Origin of the sequence: Acidimangrovimonas pyrenivorans, assembly GCF_042643245.1 — a bacterium.
GTDB classification, from domain to species: Bacteria; Pseudomonadota; Alphaproteobacteria; order Rhodobacterales; family Rhodobacteraceae; genus Acidimangrovimonas; species Acidimangrovimonas pyrenivorans.
In genome coordinates this window covers 149,936-167,484 of record NZ_JBHRSK010000014.1, presented here as the reverse complement: position 1 = coordinate 167,484, position 17,549 = coordinate 149,936, and the positions used below count along the sequence as shown (strand labels likewise).

At 69.2% G+C, this 17,549-nt stretch carries 13 protein-coding genes and 2 pseudogenes; 8 read left to right on the top strand and 7 right to left on the bottom strand.

The features are described 5' to 3' along the window. Positions 1–639, bottom strand: a pseudogene (locus ACFOES_RS16525) (helix-turn-helix domain-containing protein); the annotation flags it as partial. Between the two features lie 89 nt (positions 640–728). Between ACFOES_RS16525 and ACFOES_RS16520 the strand changes: the two are divergent. Continuing rightward, positions 729–1,022 (top strand): annotated as a pseudogene (locus ACFOES_RS16520) (DDE-type integrase/transposase/recombinase); the annotation flags it as partial. A gap of 117 nt (positions 1,023–1,139) precedes the next feature. Here the strand turns inward: ACFOES_RS16520 and ftsH are convergent. Beyond that, positions 1,140–3,083: an ATP-dependent zinc metalloprotease FtsH gene (gene ftsH, locus ACFOES_RS16515; protein WP_377834470.1), complete on the bottom strand. Its 1,944-nt coding sequence runs from the start codon at positions 3,081–3,083 to the stop codon at positions 1,140–1,142. A gap of 334 nt (positions 3,084–3,417) precedes the next feature. On the opposite strand from ftsH, the gene ugpB reads away from it, so the two are divergent. The 4 genes from ugpB (at position 3,418) to ACFOES_RS16495 (ending at position 7,617) form a co-directional block, all read left to right on the top strand. After that, positions 3,418–4,740, top strand: a complete 1,323-nt coding sequence (ugpB, locus tag ACFOES_RS16510; RefSeq protein WP_377834469.1) for a sn-glycerol-3-phosphate ABC transporter substrate-binding protein UgpB — start codon at positions 3,418–3,420, stop codon at positions 4,738–4,740. 71 nt (positions 4,741–4,811) lie between these two features. Beyond that, positions 4,812–5,696 (top strand): sn-glycerol-3-phosphate ABC transporter permease UgpA, encoded by an 885-nt coding sequence (ugpA, locus tag ACFOES_RS16505; RefSeq protein WP_377834468.1) that lies wholly within the window; start codon positions 4,812–4,814, stop codon positions 5,694–5,696. 13 nt (positions 5,697–5,709) lie between these two features. Then, complete coding sequence (gene ugpE, locus ACFOES_RS16500; RefSeq protein ID WP_377834467.1) at positions 5,710–6,558, top strand: sn-glycerol-3-phosphate ABC transporter permease UgpE; 849 nt, start codon at positions 5,710–5,712, stop codon at positions 6,556–6,558. A 3-nt stretch (positions 6,559–6,561) separates the two neighbouring features. Further along, entirely contained in the window at positions 6,562–7,617 is a 1,056-nt protein-coding gene (locus tag ACFOES_RS16495) for a sn-glycerol-3-phosphate import ATP-binding protein UgpC (protein ID WP_377834466.1), read from the top strand. 403 nt (positions 7,618–8,020) lie between these two features. Here ACFOES_RS16495 and xseA read toward each other — a convergent pair whose 3' ends face one another. After that, positions 8,021–9,610, bottom strand: coding sequence for an exodeoxyribonuclease VII large subunit (gene xseA, locus ACFOES_RS16490; protein ID WP_377834465.1), 1,590 nt, complete (start codon positions 9,608–9,610; stop codon positions 8,021–8,023). Positions 9,611–9,682: 72 nt separating this feature from the next. On the opposite strand from xseA, the gene purD reads away from it, so the two are divergent. Then, the gene (gene purD, locus ACFOES_RS16485) at positions 9,683–10,945 is read left to right on the top strand and encodes a phosphoribosylamine--glycine ligase (RefSeq protein ID WP_377834464.1); all 1,263 of its coding nucleotides are present in this window, start codon (positions 9,683–9,685) and stop codon (positions 10,943–10,945) included. A gap of 159 nt (positions 10,946–11,104) precedes the next feature. Here the strand turns inward: purD and ACFOES_RS16480 are convergent, their stop codons facing one another. Together ACFOES_RS16480 and mgtE are read right to left on the bottom strand one after the other, a co-directional pair. Continuing rightward, complete coding sequence (locus tag ACFOES_RS16480; RefSeq protein ID WP_377834463.1) at positions 11,105–11,671, bottom strand: 5-formyltetrahydrofolate cyclo-ligase; 567 nt, start codon at positions 11,669–11,671, stop codon at positions 11,105–11,107. Between the two features lie 7 nt (positions 11,672–11,678). After that, on the bottom strand, positions 11,679–13,061 hold the full coding sequence (gene mgtE / locus ACFOES_RS16475; protein ID WP_377834462.1) for a magnesium transporter: 1,383 nt from the start codon (positions 13,059–13,061) through the stop codon (positions 11,679–11,681). Positions 13,062–13,221: 160 nt separating this feature from the next. Here mgtE and guaD point away from each other — a divergent pair, with 160 nt between their 5' ends. Both guaD and ACFOES_RS16465 read left to right on the top strand, forming a co-directional pair. Then, positions 13,222–14,508, top strand: a complete 1,287-nt coding sequence (guaD, locus tag ACFOES_RS16470; RefSeq protein WP_377834461.1) for a guanine deaminase — start codon at positions 13,222–13,224, stop codon at positions 14,506–14,508. Positions 14,509–14,525: 17 nt separating this feature from the next. Further along, the gene (locus tag ACFOES_RS16465; protein ID WP_377834460.1) at positions 14,526–15,113 is read left to right on the top strand and encodes a class I SAM-dependent methyltransferase; all 588 of its coding nucleotides are present in this window, start codon (positions 14,526–14,528) and stop codon (positions 15,111–15,113) included. Between the two features lie 82 nt (positions 15,114–15,195). Here ACFOES_RS16465 and ACFOES_RS16460 read toward each other — a convergent pair whose 3' ends face one another. Together ACFOES_RS16460 and hisN are read right to left on the bottom strand one after the other, a co-directional pair. Continuing rightward, positions 15,196–16,527: an 8-oxoguanine deaminase gene (locus ACFOES_RS16460; protein WP_377834459.1), complete on the bottom strand. Its 1,332-nt coding sequence runs from the start codon at positions 16,525–16,527 to the stop codon at positions 15,196–15,198. A 178-nt stretch (positions 16,528–16,705) separates the two neighbouring features. Continuing rightward, the gene (hisN, locus tag ACFOES_RS16455) at positions 16,706–17,506 is read right to left on the bottom strand and encodes a histidinol-phosphatase (RefSeq protein WP_377834458.1); all 801 of its coding nucleotides are present in this window, start codon (positions 17,504–17,506) and stop codon (positions 16,706–16,708) included. Between the last annotated feature and the right edge of the window lie 43 nt (positions 17,507–17,549).

Below are 17,549 nucleotides of genomic sequence, written 5' to 3'. Positions count from 1 at the left end.
CGGCGAGCTCCCGGGGTGACAGCTCGGGCTGCTCGAGGGCCAGATCGACGACCTGCTTGCGCACCTTGTCAGGGATCCGGTTCCAGACCCGATCCGGGCGCGAGGGCCGGTCCTCGAGCCCGGCGGCACCAAGCGACAAATAGCGGTCATACCAGCGGTAGAAGGTCGTGCGCGGCACGCCGATCATGTCGAGGGTCTGCTTCGCCGACAGGTGCGATTGCTCCACCTGCCGGATGATCTCGAGCTTCTCAGAGGCGGGATATCTCATTCCTCGTCTCCCCCATCCCCGAGCATGCATTTTTTGAGCAAGCGGTTCTCCAGGGTGAGATCGGCCACCGCCTCCCTCAAAGCGGCGGCCTCGTGCCGCAATTCCTTGACCTCGGGGCTGGTGGCCTGTCGGGCCGTGTCGCCAGCGAGCCGCTTCTTGCCGGCCTCGAGGAATTCTTTTGACCAGCTGTAATAGAGGCTGCTGGCGATCCCCTCACGCCGGCAGAGCTCGGCAATGCTCTCCTCGCCGCGCAGCCCTTCCAGGACGATGCGGATCTTCTCTTCGGCGGAATGGTGCTTCCGCGTGCGCCGGCGGATGTCCTTCACCATCGACTCCGCCGTCGGCTTCGCTGTTCCGGGTTTCTGTCTCATCTCCACTCCTTGGTGGTTACGATGAGCCAGAAACCCTCCGTTACAAAATCAACTCAGATGTCCCAGGGGCGCTGACGGGGGACAAATTCGTCACCGACCGTCTGCGCTCCTATGGCGCCGCCCTGGGTGCGCGCGGCGTCCGTGATCGCCAGCAAACCGGCCGGTGGAAGAACAATCGTGCGGAGAATTCCCACCGGCCATTTCAAAGACAGGAGTGAGCGATGCTCCGCTTCCGGCGGATGCGAACACTCCAGAAGTTCGCCACCGTCCACGCCTCGGTCTTCAACCTCTTCAACACGGAACGCAGCCTATACTCACGAGCCAATTTCAAACGGAACCGTGCCGCCGCTCTCGCCGAGTGGCGCGGCCTTTGTGCGGAATAAGCGGCAGCCATCCTGACCTTGCGGAGACCGGTTCGCATTGGTCTGACAGCACCGCCACCTTTCACACAGCTATCGGGACAGCCCCGGCTTGATGCCGCGCGGGCGATGCCCTGGCCGTCACGCGCCGTCGGTGTCGCCGCCCGGAGGGCGCTTGCGCTTGAGCGGGCTGACCTTGCCGCCGGCGGCGAGGCAGGCCTCGATCTGCTCGGCGTCCAGCACCTCGCGGGCCTCCAGCTCGTGCACCAGCAGCTCCATTTCCCGAGCGTGTTCGGTGACGATCCGGGTCGCCGCCGCCTCGGCCTCCTTGAGCAGCGCGATCACCGCGGCATCGACCCGGGCGGCGGTGGCGTCGGCATGTTCGTGCGGCTGGGCGATGGTCTGGCCGAGGAAGGGGTGATCCTCGCTCTGGCGCAGGTCGACCGGGCCCAGATCGGCATCCATCCCCCAGCGCGCCACCATCGAGCGCGCCAGCGCCGTCGCCCGCTTGATGTCGTCGTCGGCACCCGAGCTGACCGAGCCGACCAGCGCCTTCTCGGCCGCGCGGCCGGCCAGCAGGATGACCAGCTGGCTGCGCAGGTAGTCCTCGGACAGGGTGTGACGCTCGACCTTCTCGAGCATGTGGGTGCCGCCCAGCGCCCGGCCGCGCGGGATGATCGTGACCTTGTAGAGCGGGTCGGCGCCGGGGGTGAAATAGGCGGCGGCGGTATGGCCGGCCTCGTGCACCGCCAGCCGGTGCTTCTCGTCGGGCTGGATCGCCAGGGTCCGCACCGTGCCCATCATCACCTTGTCGCGCGCCTCCTCGAGGTCGGCGGCGGTGATCGCCTTGGCATGGCGACGGGCGGCGCCGATCGCCGCCTCGTTGAGCAGGTTCTTCAGGTCCGCGCCCGAGAAGCCCGGCGTGCCGGCGGCGACATCGTCCAGCGCCGGACCGTCGGCCAGCGGCAGGTCGCGGGCGTGGATGTCGAGGATCGCCCGGCGCGCGGTCTTGTCGGGCAGGTTGAGGGTGACATGGCGGTCGAAGCGGCCCGGCCGCAGCAGCGCCGGGTCGAGCACATCGGGGCGGTTGGTCGCCGCCAGCACGACCACGGCCTGTTTCTCGTCGAAGCCGTCGAGCTCGGCCAGGATCTGGTTCAGGGTCTGCTCGCGTTCGTCATGGCCGCCGCCGAGCCCGGTGCCGCGGGTGCGGCCGATGCTGTCGAGCTCGTCGATGAAGATCACCGCCGGCGCCGCCTTGCGCGCGGCCTCGAACATGCGCCGGACGCGGCCGGCGCCGACGCCGACGAAGACCTCGATGAATTCCGAGCCCGAGGTCGAGAAGAACGGCACGTCGGCCTCGCCCGCCAGCGCCTTGGCCAGGAGCGTCTTGCCGGTGCCGGGCGGGCCCATCAGCAGCACGCCATGCGGCACCTCGGCGCCGACCGACTGAAAGCGGTCGGGCTCGCGCAGGAACTCGACCAGTTCCTCGACCTCCTTCTTGGCCTGGTCCTGGCCTGCGACATCGGCGAAGGTGACGCGCGATTTCTGCTCGGTCGGTTTCGAGAAGCGACCGCGGAACAGCTCGCCGATGCCGCCCGGCCCCATGCCGCCGCCGCCGATCTGGCCCAGCATCCGGCGCTGGAACCAGATGTAGACGCCGAGGATCAGCAGCCAGGGCAGCATGTAGACCAGCCACGAGCCCTGCGCCGGCGCCCGCGCGGTGATCGTCACCTTCTGCTTTTCCAGCAGCGGCAGCAGCTCGGGATCGCCCTGGGCCGGCGTCACCGCCCGGTACTGCGCCGGGCTGCCCGCCGTCGGCTCCTTCTCGGTCACGGTGATGGCATGGTCTTCCAGCGTCGCCTCGGCGACCTTGCCGTCGCGGATCATCTGCTTGACCTGGCTGTAGGGCACGGTGTCGAGCGCCGCCTCCTGCGGGATCAGCATCAGCGCCGCGAAGATGCCCAGCGCGAAGATCCACAACAGCAGCGACAGCCCGCCGCCCTGCCCGTCGCCGGGGTCGTCGCCGGAGCCGCCTCCGCGTCGCGAATCGTCGGATTGCCGGTTCCGATTGCCGAAATTCGCCATCTGCTTCCCCGTATCGCCTGCCTTTGCTGTGGCATGCCGCGCGGGTGCGCGCGTTGATATGCGTCAAGGGCGCGCCGGGCGGCGCAAGGGCAAGGCATTCCGCGCGGCACGGGCGCGGCACCGGCGCGGCACGGGCGCGGCGGGAACGCGCGCAGGGTTGGCGCGAAAGCCACGCCGCCCGGCTTTGCGCGCGAATTCGGCGATTTGCTCTGTTTTCGGGCAGGAATGTATAATAATGCGTTGCAAAAACTACACGGAACGAACACAAACCTGTCACGTCCGATCACTAACCGTGGCCCAGTTCCACGAGATCACAATTGGGGGGATATTCCTGATGATCCGCAAAGTTCTCATCAGCAGCCTGGCACTGGCTGCTTCGATGTCGGCCGCTCACGCGCGGACCGAGATCACCTGGTGGCACGCCATGGGCGGCACCCTGGGCGCCAAGCTCGAAGAGATTGTCGCCAACTACAACAAGAGCCAGGACAAATACACGGTGGTGCCGACCTTCAAGGGCAGCTACACCGAGACCATGACCGCGGCGATCGCCGCCTTCCGCGCCCATCAGCAGCCCGACATCGTCCAGGTGTTCGAAGTGGGCACCGGCACCATGATGGCCGCCAAGGGCGCCATCTACCCGGTCTACAAGCTGATGAAGGATGCCGGCCAGGCCTTCGATCCGAAAGGCTTCCTGCCCGCCGTCGTCGGCTACTACACCGATACCGACGGCAACATGCTGTCGATGCCGTTCAACTCTTCGACCCCGATCCTCTACTACAACAAGGACGTCTTCAAGAAGGCCGGTCTCGACCCCAACCAGCCGCCGAAGACCTGGGGCGAACTGGTCAAGGACTCCAAGCAGATCATGGACTCGGGCGCGGCCAAGTGCGGCTTCACCTCGGGCTGGGTGTCCTGGGTGCAGCTCGAGAACTTCTCGGCCTGGCACAACCAGCAGATCGGCACCAAGGAGAACGGCTTCGGCGGTCTCGACACCGAGCTGACCTATAACGGTCCGGTTCAGGTGCGCCACTGGGCCAACCTGAAGAAATGGCAGGACGAGGGCATCTTCCAGTATGGCGGCCCGGTCGGCGGCAACGACGCCCCGCCGAAGTTCTACAGCCAGGAATGTGCCATGTACATGAACTCGTCGGCCTCGCGGTCCGGCGTGCTGGCCAACGTCAAGGACTCGTTCGAAGTCGGCTACGGCATGCTGCCCTACTATGCCGACGTCAAGGGCGCGCCGCAGAACACCATCATCGGCGGCGCCACCCTGTGGGTGCTGCAGGGCCATTCGAAAGAGGAATACAAGGGCGTGGCGGATTTCTTCCACTACCTGTCCTCGCCGGAGGTCCAGGCCGAGTGGAGCCAGTTCTCGGGCTACCTGCCGATCACCAAGGCCGCCTATGAGCTGGGCCAGAAGCAGGGCTTCTACGCCAAGAACCCGGGTTCGGACGTGGGCATCAAGGAAATCACCCTGAACCCGCCGACCCCGAACTCGAAGGGCCTGCGCTTCGGCAACTACGTCCAGATCCGGACCATCATCGACGAGGAGTTCCAGAAGATGCTGGCCGGCAAGGAAAACGCCCAGCAGGCGCTGGACAACGTCGATGCCCGCGGCAACAAGCTGATCCGCGACTTCGAAGCCGCCAACAAGTAATCGGCCCCGGCCGACCGGAAAGCCCGCGCATCCCGGCGCGGGCTTTCTTCCATTGAACAGGGTCCCCGTGGATGAAAACCAAGCGCACGATCTTCCGGCACCGGTTCCTGCCTTACCTGCTGCTCGCGCCGCAGCTGGCCGTGACCGCCATCTTCTTCCTCTGGCCCGCCGGCCAGGCCGTCAAGCAGTCGTTCCTGCGCGAGGACGCCTTCGGGCTGAAAACCACCTATGTGGGCCTGCGCAACTATGCCGACCTGTTCAGCAATCCCGACTATATCAACTCGCTCCACGTCACCGTCGTCTTCGCCATCTCGGTGACGGTGATGTCGCTTAGCGTGGCGCTCTTGCTGGCGCTGGCGGTCGACCGGATGATCCGCTCGACCCGGTTCTACACCACGCTGCTGGTCTGGCCCTATGCCGTCGCCCCGGCCATCGCCGGGATCATGTGGTGGTTCATGTTCAACCCGACCATCGGCATCTTTCCCTACATCCTGGCCATGCTGGGCTATCACTGGGACCATTCGCTCAAGCCGGGCGACGCCATGATCCTGGTCGTCATCGCCTCGGCCTGGAAGCAGATCAGCTACAACTTCCTGTTCTTCGTCGCCGGGCTGCAGGCGATCCCGAACTCGATGCGCGAGGCCGCGGCGATCGACGGCGCCGGCCCGTTCAAGCGGTTCTGGTCGATCACCTTCCCGCTCTTGTCGCCGACCACCTTCTTCCTGATGGTCGTCAACGTCGTCTATTCGATGTTCGAGACCTTCGCGGTGATCCACGCCACCACCCAGGGCGGCCCGGCCCAGGCCACCAACATCATGGTCTACAAGGTGTTCGACGACGGTTTCATCGGGCTGCGGCTCGGCTCGTCCTCGGCCCAGTCGGTGATCCTGATGCTGATCGTCATTGCGCTGACGGTGATCCAGTTCCGCTGGGTCGAACGCCGCGTCGAATACTAGGAGGACCGGAACAATGGTCGAAAACCGCCCCTTTCTGAACGTCCTCGCCCATTTCGTGCTGATCGTCGGCGTCGCGCTGGTGGCCTTCCCGGTCTATATCGCGCTGATCGCCTCGACCCACGGGCCCTACGATTTCATGCAGGGCATCATCCCGCTGCTGCCCGGCGACCAGGCCGTGCACAACTACTCGACGATGTTGAGCGCCGGCATGTCGACCTCGGGCGCGCCGCCGCTCGAGACGATGATGTTCAACAGCCTCGTCATGGCGCTGTCGATCGCGCTCGGCAAGATCGCGATCTCGATCATCTCGGCCTTCGCCATCGTCTATTTCCGCTTCCCCGGCCGGTCGCTGGCCTTCTGGGCGATCTTCATCACCCTGATGCTGCCGGTCGAGGTGCGGATCGTGCCGACCTTCAAGGTCGTCGCCGACCTGGGCATGCTCGACAGCTATGCCGGCCTGTCGATCCCGCTGATCGCCTCGGCCACCGCGACCTTCCTGTTCCGCCAGGTCTTCCTGACCATCCCGGACGAGCTGATGGAGGCGGCGCGGATCGACGGCGCCGGGCCGATGAAGTTCTTCAAGGACATCCTGATCCCGCTCAGCCGCACCAACATGGCGGCGCTGTTCGTCATCCTCTTCATCTACGGCTGGAACCAGTATCTCTGGCCGCTGATCGTGACCACGAAGCCGGACTATTACACCGTGGTCGCCGGCATCAAGCGCATGGCCGACGTGGCCGATGCCGAACCGCAATGGAACTACATCATGACCACCGCTGTGCTGGCGATGCTGCCGCCGGTCCTGGTGGTGATCTTCATGCAAAGGCTCTTCGTCAAGGGCCTCGTCGAGACGGAGAAGTAAGACATGGCCGCGATCACGCTGGACAAGGTGGGCAAGACCTATGCGGGCGGGGTGCAGGCGGTGCATTCCATCGACCTGCAAATTGCCGATGGCGAGTTCCTGGTTCTGGTCGGCCCCTCGGGCTGCGGCAAGTCGACCCTGCTGCGGATGATCGCCGGGCTCGAGACGATCACGAGCGGCGAGGTGAGGATCGGCGACCGGGTCGTCAACAATGTCGAACCGGCCGACCGCGACATCGCCATGGTGTTCCAGAACTACGCGCTCTACCCGCATATGTCGGTGCGCCAGAACCTCGCCTACGGGCTGAAGAACCGCAAGACGCCGAAGCAGGAGATCGACCGGCGGGTCGCCGAGGCGGCCGAGATCCTCGAGATCGGCGCCTTCCTCGACCGCAAGCCGCGGGCGCTTTCGGGCGGCCAGCGCCAGCGCGTCGCCATGGGCCGCGCCATCGTCCGCGAGCCGGCGGCCTTCCTGTTCGACGAGCCGCTGTCGAACCTCGACGCCAAGCTGCGGGTGCAGATGCGCGGCGAGATCAAGCAGCTGCAGCAGCGGCTGGGCACGACCTCGATCTACGTCACCCATGACCAGCTCGAGGCGATGACGCTGGCCCACCGTCTGGTGGTGCTGAACGGCGGCAGGATCGAGCAGGTCGGCACGCCGCTGGAGGTCTATCGCAAGCCGGCCTCGGCCTTCGTCGCCGCCTTCATCGGTTCGCCGGCGATGAACCTGATGGAGGCCGGGCGCCACGGCGCGACCGCGGTGCTGGACGGCATCCATGTCGACCTGCCCGAGGGCGGCGCCGGCCATGGCAAGGTGACCGTCGGGCTGCGGCCCGAGGACCTGCGTCAGGTGCCGGAGGGGACCGAGGGCGCGCTGACCCAGAAGGTCGCCTATGTCGAGGAACTGGGCGCCCACCGGCTGGTCCACGGCACCGTCGCCGGCCAGACCCTGGTCGCGCTGCTGCCGGTCGATTGCGAACTGGGCGAGACGATCTGGCTCAAGCCGGAAGAGGGCACGATCCACGCCTTCGACGCCGAGAGCGGGCAGCGGCTGGGCTGAGGCGCGGCGGAACAGGGATCGGGGCCGCGTCCGCCGAGGGGTGGGCGCGGCCTTGTCATTTGCCGGGTTCGCGAACCCCCGTTGATCGGCTAAAGGCCGATTTCGGCCGCCCCTGATGGCACGACATGAGCGGGGCGAGCGCCTCCCCGCGGGGGGGCGCTCCCGACCGTCGAACGCCGCGCTTCATGGCAGCCAAGCCCCTCCCAGATCTGAGCGTCGCCCACGGGTGGCGAAAGCGCCAGCCCGTCACGCCAAAGGCGTGCCGGCGGTGCGCGGCGCACCTCCGGTGCGGCGGGACGGGCAGGCGCTGACGGGCAGGCGCTCGCCCTGCGCGGTGCCCGCGCGCACCGGCGGAGGGGCGCATGTCATGAAGTCTGGCTTCGCGCCAACGACCAGCCTGCCCTCAGAACAGGCTGCCCTGCTCCGGCGGCTTCGGCTTGCCCTTGCGCGGTGCCGGTTTCGCGGCCCCGCCGGCGGGACCACCGCCCGGCGCCCCCTCCCCGACCGCCAGCCGGCCGTCGTGGAACTCGATCTCCAGCGCCGCCGCCCGTTCGGCCGCCGCCCTGGTCGTGACCACCGCGCCGTCGCCGCGCACCACGGCGAAGCCGCGCTTCAGCGTCTCGGCATAGCCGAGCGTCAGCCGCATCCGCTCCAGCCCGTCGAGCCGCGCCCGCCAGGTCTCGGTCTGCGCCCCGGCGGCGATGCCAAGCCGCTGCGACAGCCGGTCGAGCGCCTCGCGCCGGCGCTGCGCGTCGCGCTCCAGCGTCTTGGGCTGCAGCCGCGCCGCCAGCCGGGAAAGGTCGCGCCGGCCCTGCCCCGCCTGCCGTGCCAGCGCCGGGGCCAGCCGGTCGGCCCGCGCCGCCAGCCGCTCGCGCCCGCGCGCCGCCAGCTCGCTGAGGATGCGCGGCCGGACATGGGCCGCGACCGAGTTGAACCGCGCCCGCTTCTGCCCGGTCGCGCCGCGCAGCGCGTTCGGCAGCCGCTCGGCCCAGAGGTCGAGCCGCTGCCCCGCCTGCTCGACCAGCGTCTCGGGCCGCGGCAGGGCGCGGGAGAGGTCGCGCAGCCGCTGGCCGCGCAGCATCACCCCCTGGCTCAGGGCCCGGCTCAGCCGCGCCCCCAGCGCGTCCTGCTGCGCCAGAAGTTCCAGCCGCACCGGCACCGCGATCTCGGCCGCCGCCGTCGGCGTCGGCGCCCGCCGGTCCGAGGCATAGTCGATCAACGTCGTGTCGGTCTCGTGCCCGACCGCCGAGATCAGCGGAATCCGCGATTCCGCCGCCGCCCGGACCACGATCTCCTCGTTGAAGCCCCACAGGTCCTCGACCGAGCCACCGCCCCGGGCGACGATCAGCACGTCGGGTCGCGGCACCGGCCCGCCCGGCGCGATGGCGTTGAAGCCGCGGATCGCCGCCGCCACCTCGGGCGCGCAACGCTCGCCCTGCACGGCGACCGGCCAGATCAGCACATGGCGCGGGAAACGGTCGCGCAGCCGGTGCAGGATATCGCGGATCACCGCGCCCGAAGGCGAGGTGACGACGCCGATCACCCTGGGCAGGTAGGGCAGAGGCTGCTTGCGCTCGGGCGCGAACAGCCCCTCGGCCGCCAGCGCCTTCTTGCGCTTCTCCAGCATCGCCATCAGGGCCCCGGCGCCGGCCGGCACCAGGTCCTCGACGATCAGCTGGTATTTCGACTGGCCCGGAAAGGTGGTCATCCGACCGGTGGCGATCACCTCCATGCCCTCCTCCGGCCGCACCGTCAGCCGCGCCGCCTGGCCCTTCCAGCTCACCGCCGCCAGCACCGCGCGCTCGTCCTTGAGGTCGAAATAGACATGGCCCGAGCGCGGCATCGACACCCGCCCGATCTCGCCCCGCACCCGGACATGGCCGAACTCGCCCTCGACGACGCGCTTCACCGCGCCCGAAAGCTCGGCCACCGTGAATTCGTGGATATTGCCGCCGCCCTTGGCAGGACCTTCGTCTTCGAAGAGGTCGGACATCTGAGCTCGCTTGTGATCCGTCTCGGCGCACCTTAGAACGCGGGCCGAGCGAGGGAAAGCCGGGAGAGGGCGATGAACATTCTGGTGCTGGGCGGCGGCGGGCGCGAACATGCGCTTGCCTGGGCGATCAAGCAGAACCCGAAATGCGACCGGCTGATCGTGGCGCCGGGCAATGCCGGCATCGCCGAACTGGCCGAATGCGCCGACCTGAACATCCTCGACGGCGCGGCGGTGGTCGCCTTCGCCGAGGAGAACGCGGTCGATTTCGTCGTCATCGGCCCCGAGGCGCCCTTGGCCGCCGGCGTCGCCGACGCGCTGACCGGCGCCGGCATCCTGTGCTTCGGCCCCTCGGCGGCGGCGGCGCAGCTGGAAGCCTCGAAACGCTTCACCAAGGAGGTCTGCGACGCCTGCGCCGCGCCGACCGCCGCTTGGGCCCGGTTCGACGCCGCCGCGCCGGCCAAGGACTACATCCGGCAGCAGGGCGCGCCGATCGTGGTCAAGGCCGACGGGCTGGCCGCCGGCAAGGGCGTGATCGTGGCCGAGACCGTCAGCCAGGCGCAGGACGCCGTCGACGAGATGTTCGCCGGCGCCTTCGGCGACGCGGGCGCCGAAGTGGTGATCGAGGAATTCATGGCCGGCGAAGAGGCCAGCTTCTTCGTCCTCTGCGACGGCGAGAACGTGCTGCCCATCGGCACCGCCCAGGACCACAAGCGCGTCGGCGAGGGCGATACCGGCCCCAATACCGGCGGCATGGGCGCCTATTCCCCGGCCCCGGTCCTGACCGACGCCATCGCCGAGCAGGTGCTGGCCGAGATCATCCGCCCGACCGTGGCCGAGATGGCGCGGCGCGGCACGCCGTTCAAGGGCGTGCTCTATGCCGGGCTGATGATTCAGGACGGCCGCGCCCGGCTGGTCGAATACAATGTCCGCTTCGGCGATCCCGAATGCCAGGTGCTGATGATGCGGCTCGGCGCCCAGGTGCTCGACCTGCTGCTCGCCTGCGCCGAGGGCCGGCTCGACACCGCGCAGGCGAACTGGGCCGACGACCACGCCCTGACCGTGGTGATGGCGGCCAGGGGCTATCCCGGCGCCTACGAGAAGGGCAGCGTCATCGAGGGGCTGGAGAACCTGCCCGAGGACAGCTTCCGCATGACCTTCCACGCCGGCACCACCGAGCGCGACGGCAAGATCACCGCCACCGGCGGTCGCGTCCTCAACGTCACCGCCCGCGGTGCGACGCTGGCCGAGGCGCAGAGCCGCGCCTACGAGATGGTCGACAGGATCGACTGGCCCGAAGGCTTCTGCCGCCGCGACATCGGCTGGCGCGCGCTCTGAGAGGGCGCTGCCCCCTCTTCCAAGGGCGCCCCTCGCGACAGCCGCATCAGTAGCCGGGGGCAGAAGCGCCGCCGGCCTTCCCGCCTGCTTTCATCTTCACGAAAATATCCCGGGGGGCCGGGGGGCTGGCCCCCCGGCCTTCTCTGCCCCGGCCTCACCTCAGCGCGCCAGCGTCACCGCCCCGTCCTCGGTGACGATCATGTCCAGCGGCTGGTCGGTCGGCTCCAGAGGCAGTTCTTCGGCGGCCTGGGCGGCGAAGGCGAAGCCGATCGCCAGCACCTCGTGCCGTGCCCGCAGCCCCTCCAGCGTGCGGTCGTAGAAGCCGCCGCCATAGCCCAGCCGGTAGCCGCGCCGGTCATAGGCGACCAGCGGCACGATCAGCACTTCGGGCTCGAGCCAGTCGCCCTGTTCCGGGATCAGGGCGCCGAACGCGCCCGCGACCATCGTCGCCTCCGGCGTCCAGCGGCGGAAGCGCAGCGGCTGGCCGGGCCCGATGATCACCGGCACGCAGACCGGGCCGGCATGGGCCGCCATCGCCGGCAGCGGGTCGATCTCGGTCCGCATCGGCATGTAGCCGGCCAGCACCTTGCCGGCATGGGGCGCCAGAAGCGCGGAAAGGTGCTCAGTTGCCGCGCCCTGACCGGCGGCGAAGGCGGCCTTGCGGCGGGCGAAGGCGGCCTTGCGGGCGGCGGCCTTGGCGGCGCTCAGATCGGCGATGTCGGCCATGGAAACCTCACAACAGGATCAGGGTGGCCAGCCAGAGGAAGGCGAAGAAGCCGACCACGTCGGTGACCGTGGTGACGAAGGCGCCCGAGGACAGCGCCGGGTCGAAGCCCAGCTTTTCCAGTCCGACCGGGATCAGGATGCCGGCCAGCGCGGCGGCGAAGAGGTTGATGATCATCGCCAGCCCGATCACCACGCCCAGCATCGGCTGGCCGAACCAGATATAGCTGATCGCCCCCATGATCAGGCCGAAGAACACACCGTTGGCCACGCCCTGGGCGATCTCGCGGCCGATGACGCGGCCGACATTGGAATAGGTCAGGCTGCGGGTCGCCAGCGCCCGCACCGCCACCGTCAGCCCCTGGGTGCCGGCATTGCCGCCCTGCGAGGCGACGATCGGCATCAGCACCGCCAGCGCCACGATGCGCGAGATCGAGCCCTCGAACAGCCCGATCACCAGCGAGGCGAGGATCGCCGTCAGCAGGTTGACGAAGAGCCAGGGGAACCGCTGCTTGGTGGTCTCGAACCAGTTGTCCGACAGGCTGCCCTCGCCGACACCGGCCAGGCGCAGGATGTCCTCCTCGTGCTCCTCGTCCAGCACGTTCATGGCGTCGTCGATGGTGATGACACCGACCAGCCGGTCGTCCCCGTCCACCACCGGGGCCGAGATCAGGTGGTACTGGTTGAACAGGTAGGCGACATCGGCCTCGTCCTCGGTCGCGCGGATGGTGCGGAAGCTCTCTTCGGCGATGTCCCTGAGCTTGACCTCGCGCTTCGACGACAGCAGCCGGCCCAGCGTCACGTTGCCCACCGGCTTCATCCGCGGATCGACCAGGATGACGTGGTAGAACTGGTCGGGCAGCCAGTCCTCGCTGCGCAGGAAGTCGATCGCGTCGCCCACCGTCCAGTGCTCGGGCGCCACCACCGTCTCGCGCTGCATCAGGCGGCCGGCCGAGTATTCCGGATAGGACATCGCCTGTTCGACGGCGACCCGGTCGGCATCTTCCAGCGCGTCGAGGATGATCTCCTGCTGCGGCTCCTCGAGGTCCTCGAGAATGTCGACGACGTCGTCGGACTCGAGCTCGCGCACCGCTTCCGACAGCACCTCGGGCGGCAGTGCGGCGATCACTTCCTCGCGGATCGATTCGTCGAGTTCCGACAGGATGTCGCCGTCGATCTCGCGCGACCACAGGCTGAGCAGTTCGGCCCGCTCCTGGCCGCCGATCTGTTCCAGAAGGTCGGCGATGTCGGCCGGGTGCAGGGGCTCGATCAGGTCGTTGAGCCGCTCCGGATCGCGCGCCTCGACGGCGTCGCGGATCGCCTCGACACGGTCGCGGTCGAGGCCCCGCACCTCGTCCTCCCGCGGCTCTTCGATGATCGCCTCGTCGTTCATCCCGCCCTCGTCGCGCTGGTCCCGCGCCGGGCCGCGCCTGCCCCCGCGATTGGCGCGACCCTAGCCGAAACTGTTTCAACGAAACAGAGGCAATAGGCAAATTTACCGGGCCGCGAAAGCCCTTTACTCTGGCCGGCGGAGATCACCGAAAGGACCGCAGATGGCAGAGCTGATCCTGGGCCAGACCCTGGCCTTCGCCGCCGATCCCTTTGTCGAGGGGCCGGGCGCGGCGCGGCACGAATGGCGCGGCGCCGTGCTGGTCGAAGATGGCCGGATCGCCGCCGTCGGGCCGGCCGACGCGCTGCGCGCGGCCCATCCCCGGGCGCGGGTGACGGATTACGGCGAGGCGCTGATCTCGGCCGGCTTCATCGACGCCCATGCACATTACCCCCAGACCGCCATCATCGCCAGCTGGGGCAAGCGGCTGATCGACTGGCTGAACAGCTACACCTTCCCCGAGGAGATGCAGTTTTCGAACATTTCCTACGCCGAGGACGTGGCGAAACGCTATTTCGACCTGACTCTTTCCAACGGCTCCACAACCACGGTCAGCTATTGCACCATCCATCCCGAAAGCGTCGAGGCCTATTTCGCCGAGGCCCGGCGGCGCGGGCTGCGGGCGCTGGCGGGCAAGACCTGCATGGACCGCGACACCGCGCCGGAGGGGCTGCGCGACACCGCCCGGTCTGCCTATGACGACAGCAAGGCGCTCTTGGAGAAATGGCACGGCAGCGACCGGCTGTCCTACGTCATCACCCCGCGGTTCTCGCCGACTTCGACGCCGGAGCAGCTCTCGGCCCTCGGCGCGCTCTGGGCCGAGCATCCCGACTGCCTGATGCAGACCCATCTGAGCGAGCAGACCGACGAGATCGCCTGGGTCAAGTCGCTCTACCCGCAGGCGCGCGACTATCTCGACACCTACGAGGCGCACGGGCTGCTCGGCCCCGGCGGGCTCTACGGCCATGCCATCCACCTCGAACCGCGCGAGCGCGACCGGCTGCGCGAGGTCGATGCCGCGCTGATCCATTGCCCGACCTCGAACACCTTCATCGGCTCGGGCCTGTTCGACATGGGCGGGCTGACCGCCGAGGGCCAGCGCGTCGGGCTGGCCACCGATACCGGCGGCGGCTCGTCCTTCTCGATGCTGCGGACGATGGCGGCGGCCTACGAGGTCGGCCAGCTGCGCCACCGCGCCCTGCACCCGGCCGAGCTGTGGTGGCTGGCGACGCAAGGCAGCGCCCGGGCGCTGCGGCTGGACGACAAGATCGGCAACCTCGCCCCCGGCATGGAGGCTGATCTGGTGATCCTCGATCTCGCCTCGACGCCGGCCATCGCCCAGCGCGCGGCACGGGCGAATGACATCTGGGAGGCGATCTTCCCGACCATCATGATGGGCGACGACCGGGCCGTGCAGGCGGTCTGGGTGAACGGCCAGCCGCTGCGCTGATGGCGCGGGCGCCGGGCATGCAGGGCTACGGCGCGCAGGCCGAGCTGCTGGCCGCACGCTACGAAAGCCTCGCCTTCGCGGCCGTCCATGCCAGCGTGCTCGACCTGTTTCCGCCGCCGCCGGCCCACGTGCTCGATATCGGCGCCGGCAGCGGCCGGGATGCGGCGCATCTGGCCGACCTCGGCCATGCCGTCACCGCCACGGAACCGAGCCCCGAAATGCGCGCCGCCGCCCGGCGCCTGCATCCCGAGGCCCGCATCGACTGGCGCGATGCCGCCCTGCCCGCTCTGCCCGGCCTGACCGCCCCCTTCGACCTGGTCCTGCTCACCGCCGTCTGGATGCATCTCGACGGCCCGGAACGCGCCGCCGCCCTGCCCCGGCTGGCGCAGCTCCTCGCCCCCGGCGGCCGGCTGATCCTGTCGATCCGCCACGGCCCGGTGCCCGAGGGCCGGCGCATGTTCACGGTCGACCCGCGGGAGACCATCGACCAGGCGGCAGCGGCCGGCCTGCGCCTGCTCCGCCATCTCGACGAGGCCTCGAAGCAGCGCGCCAACTGGCTCGCCGGCATCCACTGGACCCGCCTCGCCTTCGAAAGACCGGCCTGAGCCTTGCTCTCAGCGAAAACATCCCCGCCGGAGGCAGGCGGCATCCGCCACCTGCGCCGCCGCCGTGCCAAGGGCGTGGCGGTCAGTCCATCAGCCGCCGCGCCAGGGCGTTCTGGCGCTCGATCACGCGTGGCAGGTCGATCGTTGTCACCTGCCCGTCGCGCACCACCTGCCGGCCCTCGACGAACAGGTCGCGCACCCGCGTCGGCCCGGCCAGCAGCAGCGCCGCCGGGTCCCACGACCCGGCGCTCTCGATGCCCGAGACGTCCCAGACCGCGATGTCGGCCCGCATCCCCGGCGCCAGCTGGCCGCAATCGTCGCGGCCCAGCACCTCGGCCCCGCCGCGGGTCGCGATCCACAAGGCCTCGCGCGCGCTCATCGCGTCGGCGCCGTTGGCCACCCGCTGCAGCAGCATCGCCTGCCGCGCCTCTCCGATCAGGTTGCCGGCGTCGTTCGAGGCCGATCCGTCGACCCCGAGCCCGACAGGAACGCCGGCATCGCGCATCTGCCGCACCGGGGCGATGCCGGAGCCGAGTCTACAATTCGAACAGGGGCAATGGGCGACCCCGGTACGGGACCGGGCGAAAAGATCAATTTCCGAACCATCGAGCTTGACACAATGGGCGTGCCAGACATCGGCGCCGGTCCAGCCCAGCTCCTCGGCATATTGCCCCGGCCGGCAGCCGAAATTGGCCAGCGAATAGGCGATGTCCTCGTCGTTCTCGGCCAGGTGGGTGTGCAGCATCACCCCCTTGTCGCGCGCCAGCAGCGCCGCGTCGCGCATCAGCTCGCGGCTGACCGAGAAGGGCGAACAGGGGGCAAGGCCGATGCGGACCATCGCCCCGGGCTTCGGATCGTGGAAGCTGTCGACGACGCGGATCGAATCTTCGAGGATCGCCGCCTCCGCCTCGACCAGGCTGTCGGGCGGCAACCCGCCGGCGCTTTCGCCGATCGACATCGCGCCGCGGGTCGGGTGGAAACGCAGCCCGATCTCGCCCGCCGCCGCGATGGTGTCGTCGAGCCGCGATCCGTTCGGGAACAGGTAAAGGTGGTCCGAGGTCAGGGTGCAGCCCGACAGCGCCAGCTCGGCCAACCCGGTCAGGGCCGAGACCCGCATCTCCTCGGGGCCGAAGCTGGCCCAGATCGGGTAGAGCGTCTTGAGCCAGCCGAAGAGCAGCGCGTCCTGGCCGCCGGGCACGGCGCGGGTCAGGCTCTGGTAGAGGTGGTGGTGGGTGTTGACGAGACCCGGGGTGACGACGCAACCGCGCGCCTCGACCACGGCGCCGGTCGTGGTCAGTCCCGGCCCGACCGCCGCGATCACGCCATCGCGGATCAGGATGTCGGCGCCGGAGAGCTCTCCCGCCTCGGACATGGTCAGAAGGGTGCGGGCATTGCGGATCAGGATTTCGGCCATCGGGTCCTCACACAGGCTGCACCCCCTTCGTCCTGTGTGAGCACGCGCCGACGGAAAGGGGCTCAACTACTCGGCGCGCCCTCATTTAGCAGCCGCGACACCGGGCTGGCAAGCGCCCGGCCCCGCTCCCCCCGGGCTGGCAAGCCCCGGCCCCGCTCCCCCCGGCCCAAGGCCGCTGTCAGCCGGCCAGTAGTTTCAGCGCCTCGGCGTGGATTTCGCGGTTGGCGGCGGCCACCGCCCGGCCGCCCTCGTGCACCGGGCCGCCCTCCCAGTCGGTGACGATGCCGCCGGCGGCTTCGATCACCGCGATCGGCGCCTGGATGTCATAGGCGTTCAGCCCGGCCTCGATCACCAGGTCGATCTGACCCGCCGCGACCAGGGCATAGGCGTAGCAATCCATGCCGTAGCGGGTCAGCCGGGCCTTGTCGGCCACCCGGCGGAAGGCGGCGCCCTCCTCGGCGGTGCCGACCTCGGGGAAGGTGGTGAAGAGGATGGCCTCGTCCAGCCCGCGCGGCGACCGGGTCCTGAGCGCGGCGGTGCCCTGCGGGCCGGTCACGCGCGCGGTGCCGAGGCCGCCGACGAAGCGTTCGCCGATATAGGGTTGGTCGATGATGCCGAGCAGCGGGCCGGTGGCGTCGGAAAGCGCGATCAGCACGCCCCAGGTCGGGGTGCCGGACAGGTAGCCCCGGGTGCCGTCGATCGGGTCCAGGACCCAGGTCAAGCCGCTGCTGCCCTCTTTCCGGCCCATCTCCTCGCCCAGGATGGCGTCCTGCGGCCGCCGCGCGGCGAGGATCTCGCGCATCCGGGCCTCGGCGGCCCGGTCGGCCACCGTCACCGGATCGAAATGGTCGGTTTCCTTGGTCTCGGCATCCAGGGCGGGGCTGCGGAAATGGGCCAGAGTCTCGGCCCGCGCCGCCTCCGCCAGTTCCTCGGCCAGCGCCAGCAGCGCCCCCCGCTCATCCTCGCTCAGCCCTGCCATCGTCAGCCCTCCGCGCCTTCACAACCCGGCCGTAGCCGGGCCG

Coding starts and splice junctions, on each gene's coding strand:
- ugpA (WP_377834468.1), top strand. CDS start 4,812: ATGAAAACCAAGCGCACGATCTTCCGGCACCGGTTCCTGCCTTACCTG.
- ACFOES_RS16460 (WP_377834459.1), bottom strand. CDS start 16,527: ATGGCCGAAATCCTGATCCGCAATGCCCGCACCCTTCTGACCATGTCC.
- mgtE (WP_377834462.1), bottom strand. CDS start 13,061: ATGAACGACGAGGCGATCATCGAAGAGCCGCGGGAGGACGAGGTGCGG.
- ACFOES_RS16480 (WP_377834463.1), bottom strand. CDS start 11,671: ATGGCCGACATCGCCGATCTGAGCGCCGCCAAGGCCGCCGCCCGCAAG.
- hisN (WP_377834458.1), bottom strand. CDS start 17,506: ATGGCAGGGCTGAGCGAGGATGAGCGGGGGGCGCTGCTGGCGCTGGCC.
- guaD (WP_377834461.1), top strand. CDS start 13,222: ATGGCAGAGCTGATCCTGGGCCAGACCCTGGCCTTCGCCGCCGATCCC.
- ACFOES_RS16465 (WP_377834460.1), top strand. CDS start 14,526: ATGCAGGGCTACGGCGCGCAGGCCGAGCTGCTGGCCGCACGCTACGAA.
- ftsH (WP_377834470.1), bottom strand. CDS start 3,083: ATGGCGAATTTCGGCAATCGGAACCGGCAATCCGACGATTCGCGACGC.
- ACFOES_RS16495 (WP_377834466.1), top strand. CDS start 6,562: ATGGCCGCGATCACGCTGGACAAGGTGGGCAAGACCTATGCGGGCGGG.
- purD (WP_377834464.1), top strand. CDS start 9,683: ATGAACATTCTGGTGCTGGGCGGCGGCGGGCGCGAACATGCGCTTGCC.
- xseA (WP_377834465.1), bottom strand. CDS start 9,610: ATGTCCGACCTCTTCGAAGACGAAGGTCCTGCCAAGGGCGGCGGCAAT.
- ugpE (WP_377834467.1), top strand. CDS start 5,710: ATGGTCGAAAACCGCCCCTTTCTGAACGTCCTCGCCCATTTCGTGCTG.
- ugpB (WP_377834469.1), top strand. CDS start 3,418: ATGATCCGCAAAGTTCTCATCAGCAGCCTGGCACTGGCTGCTTCGATG.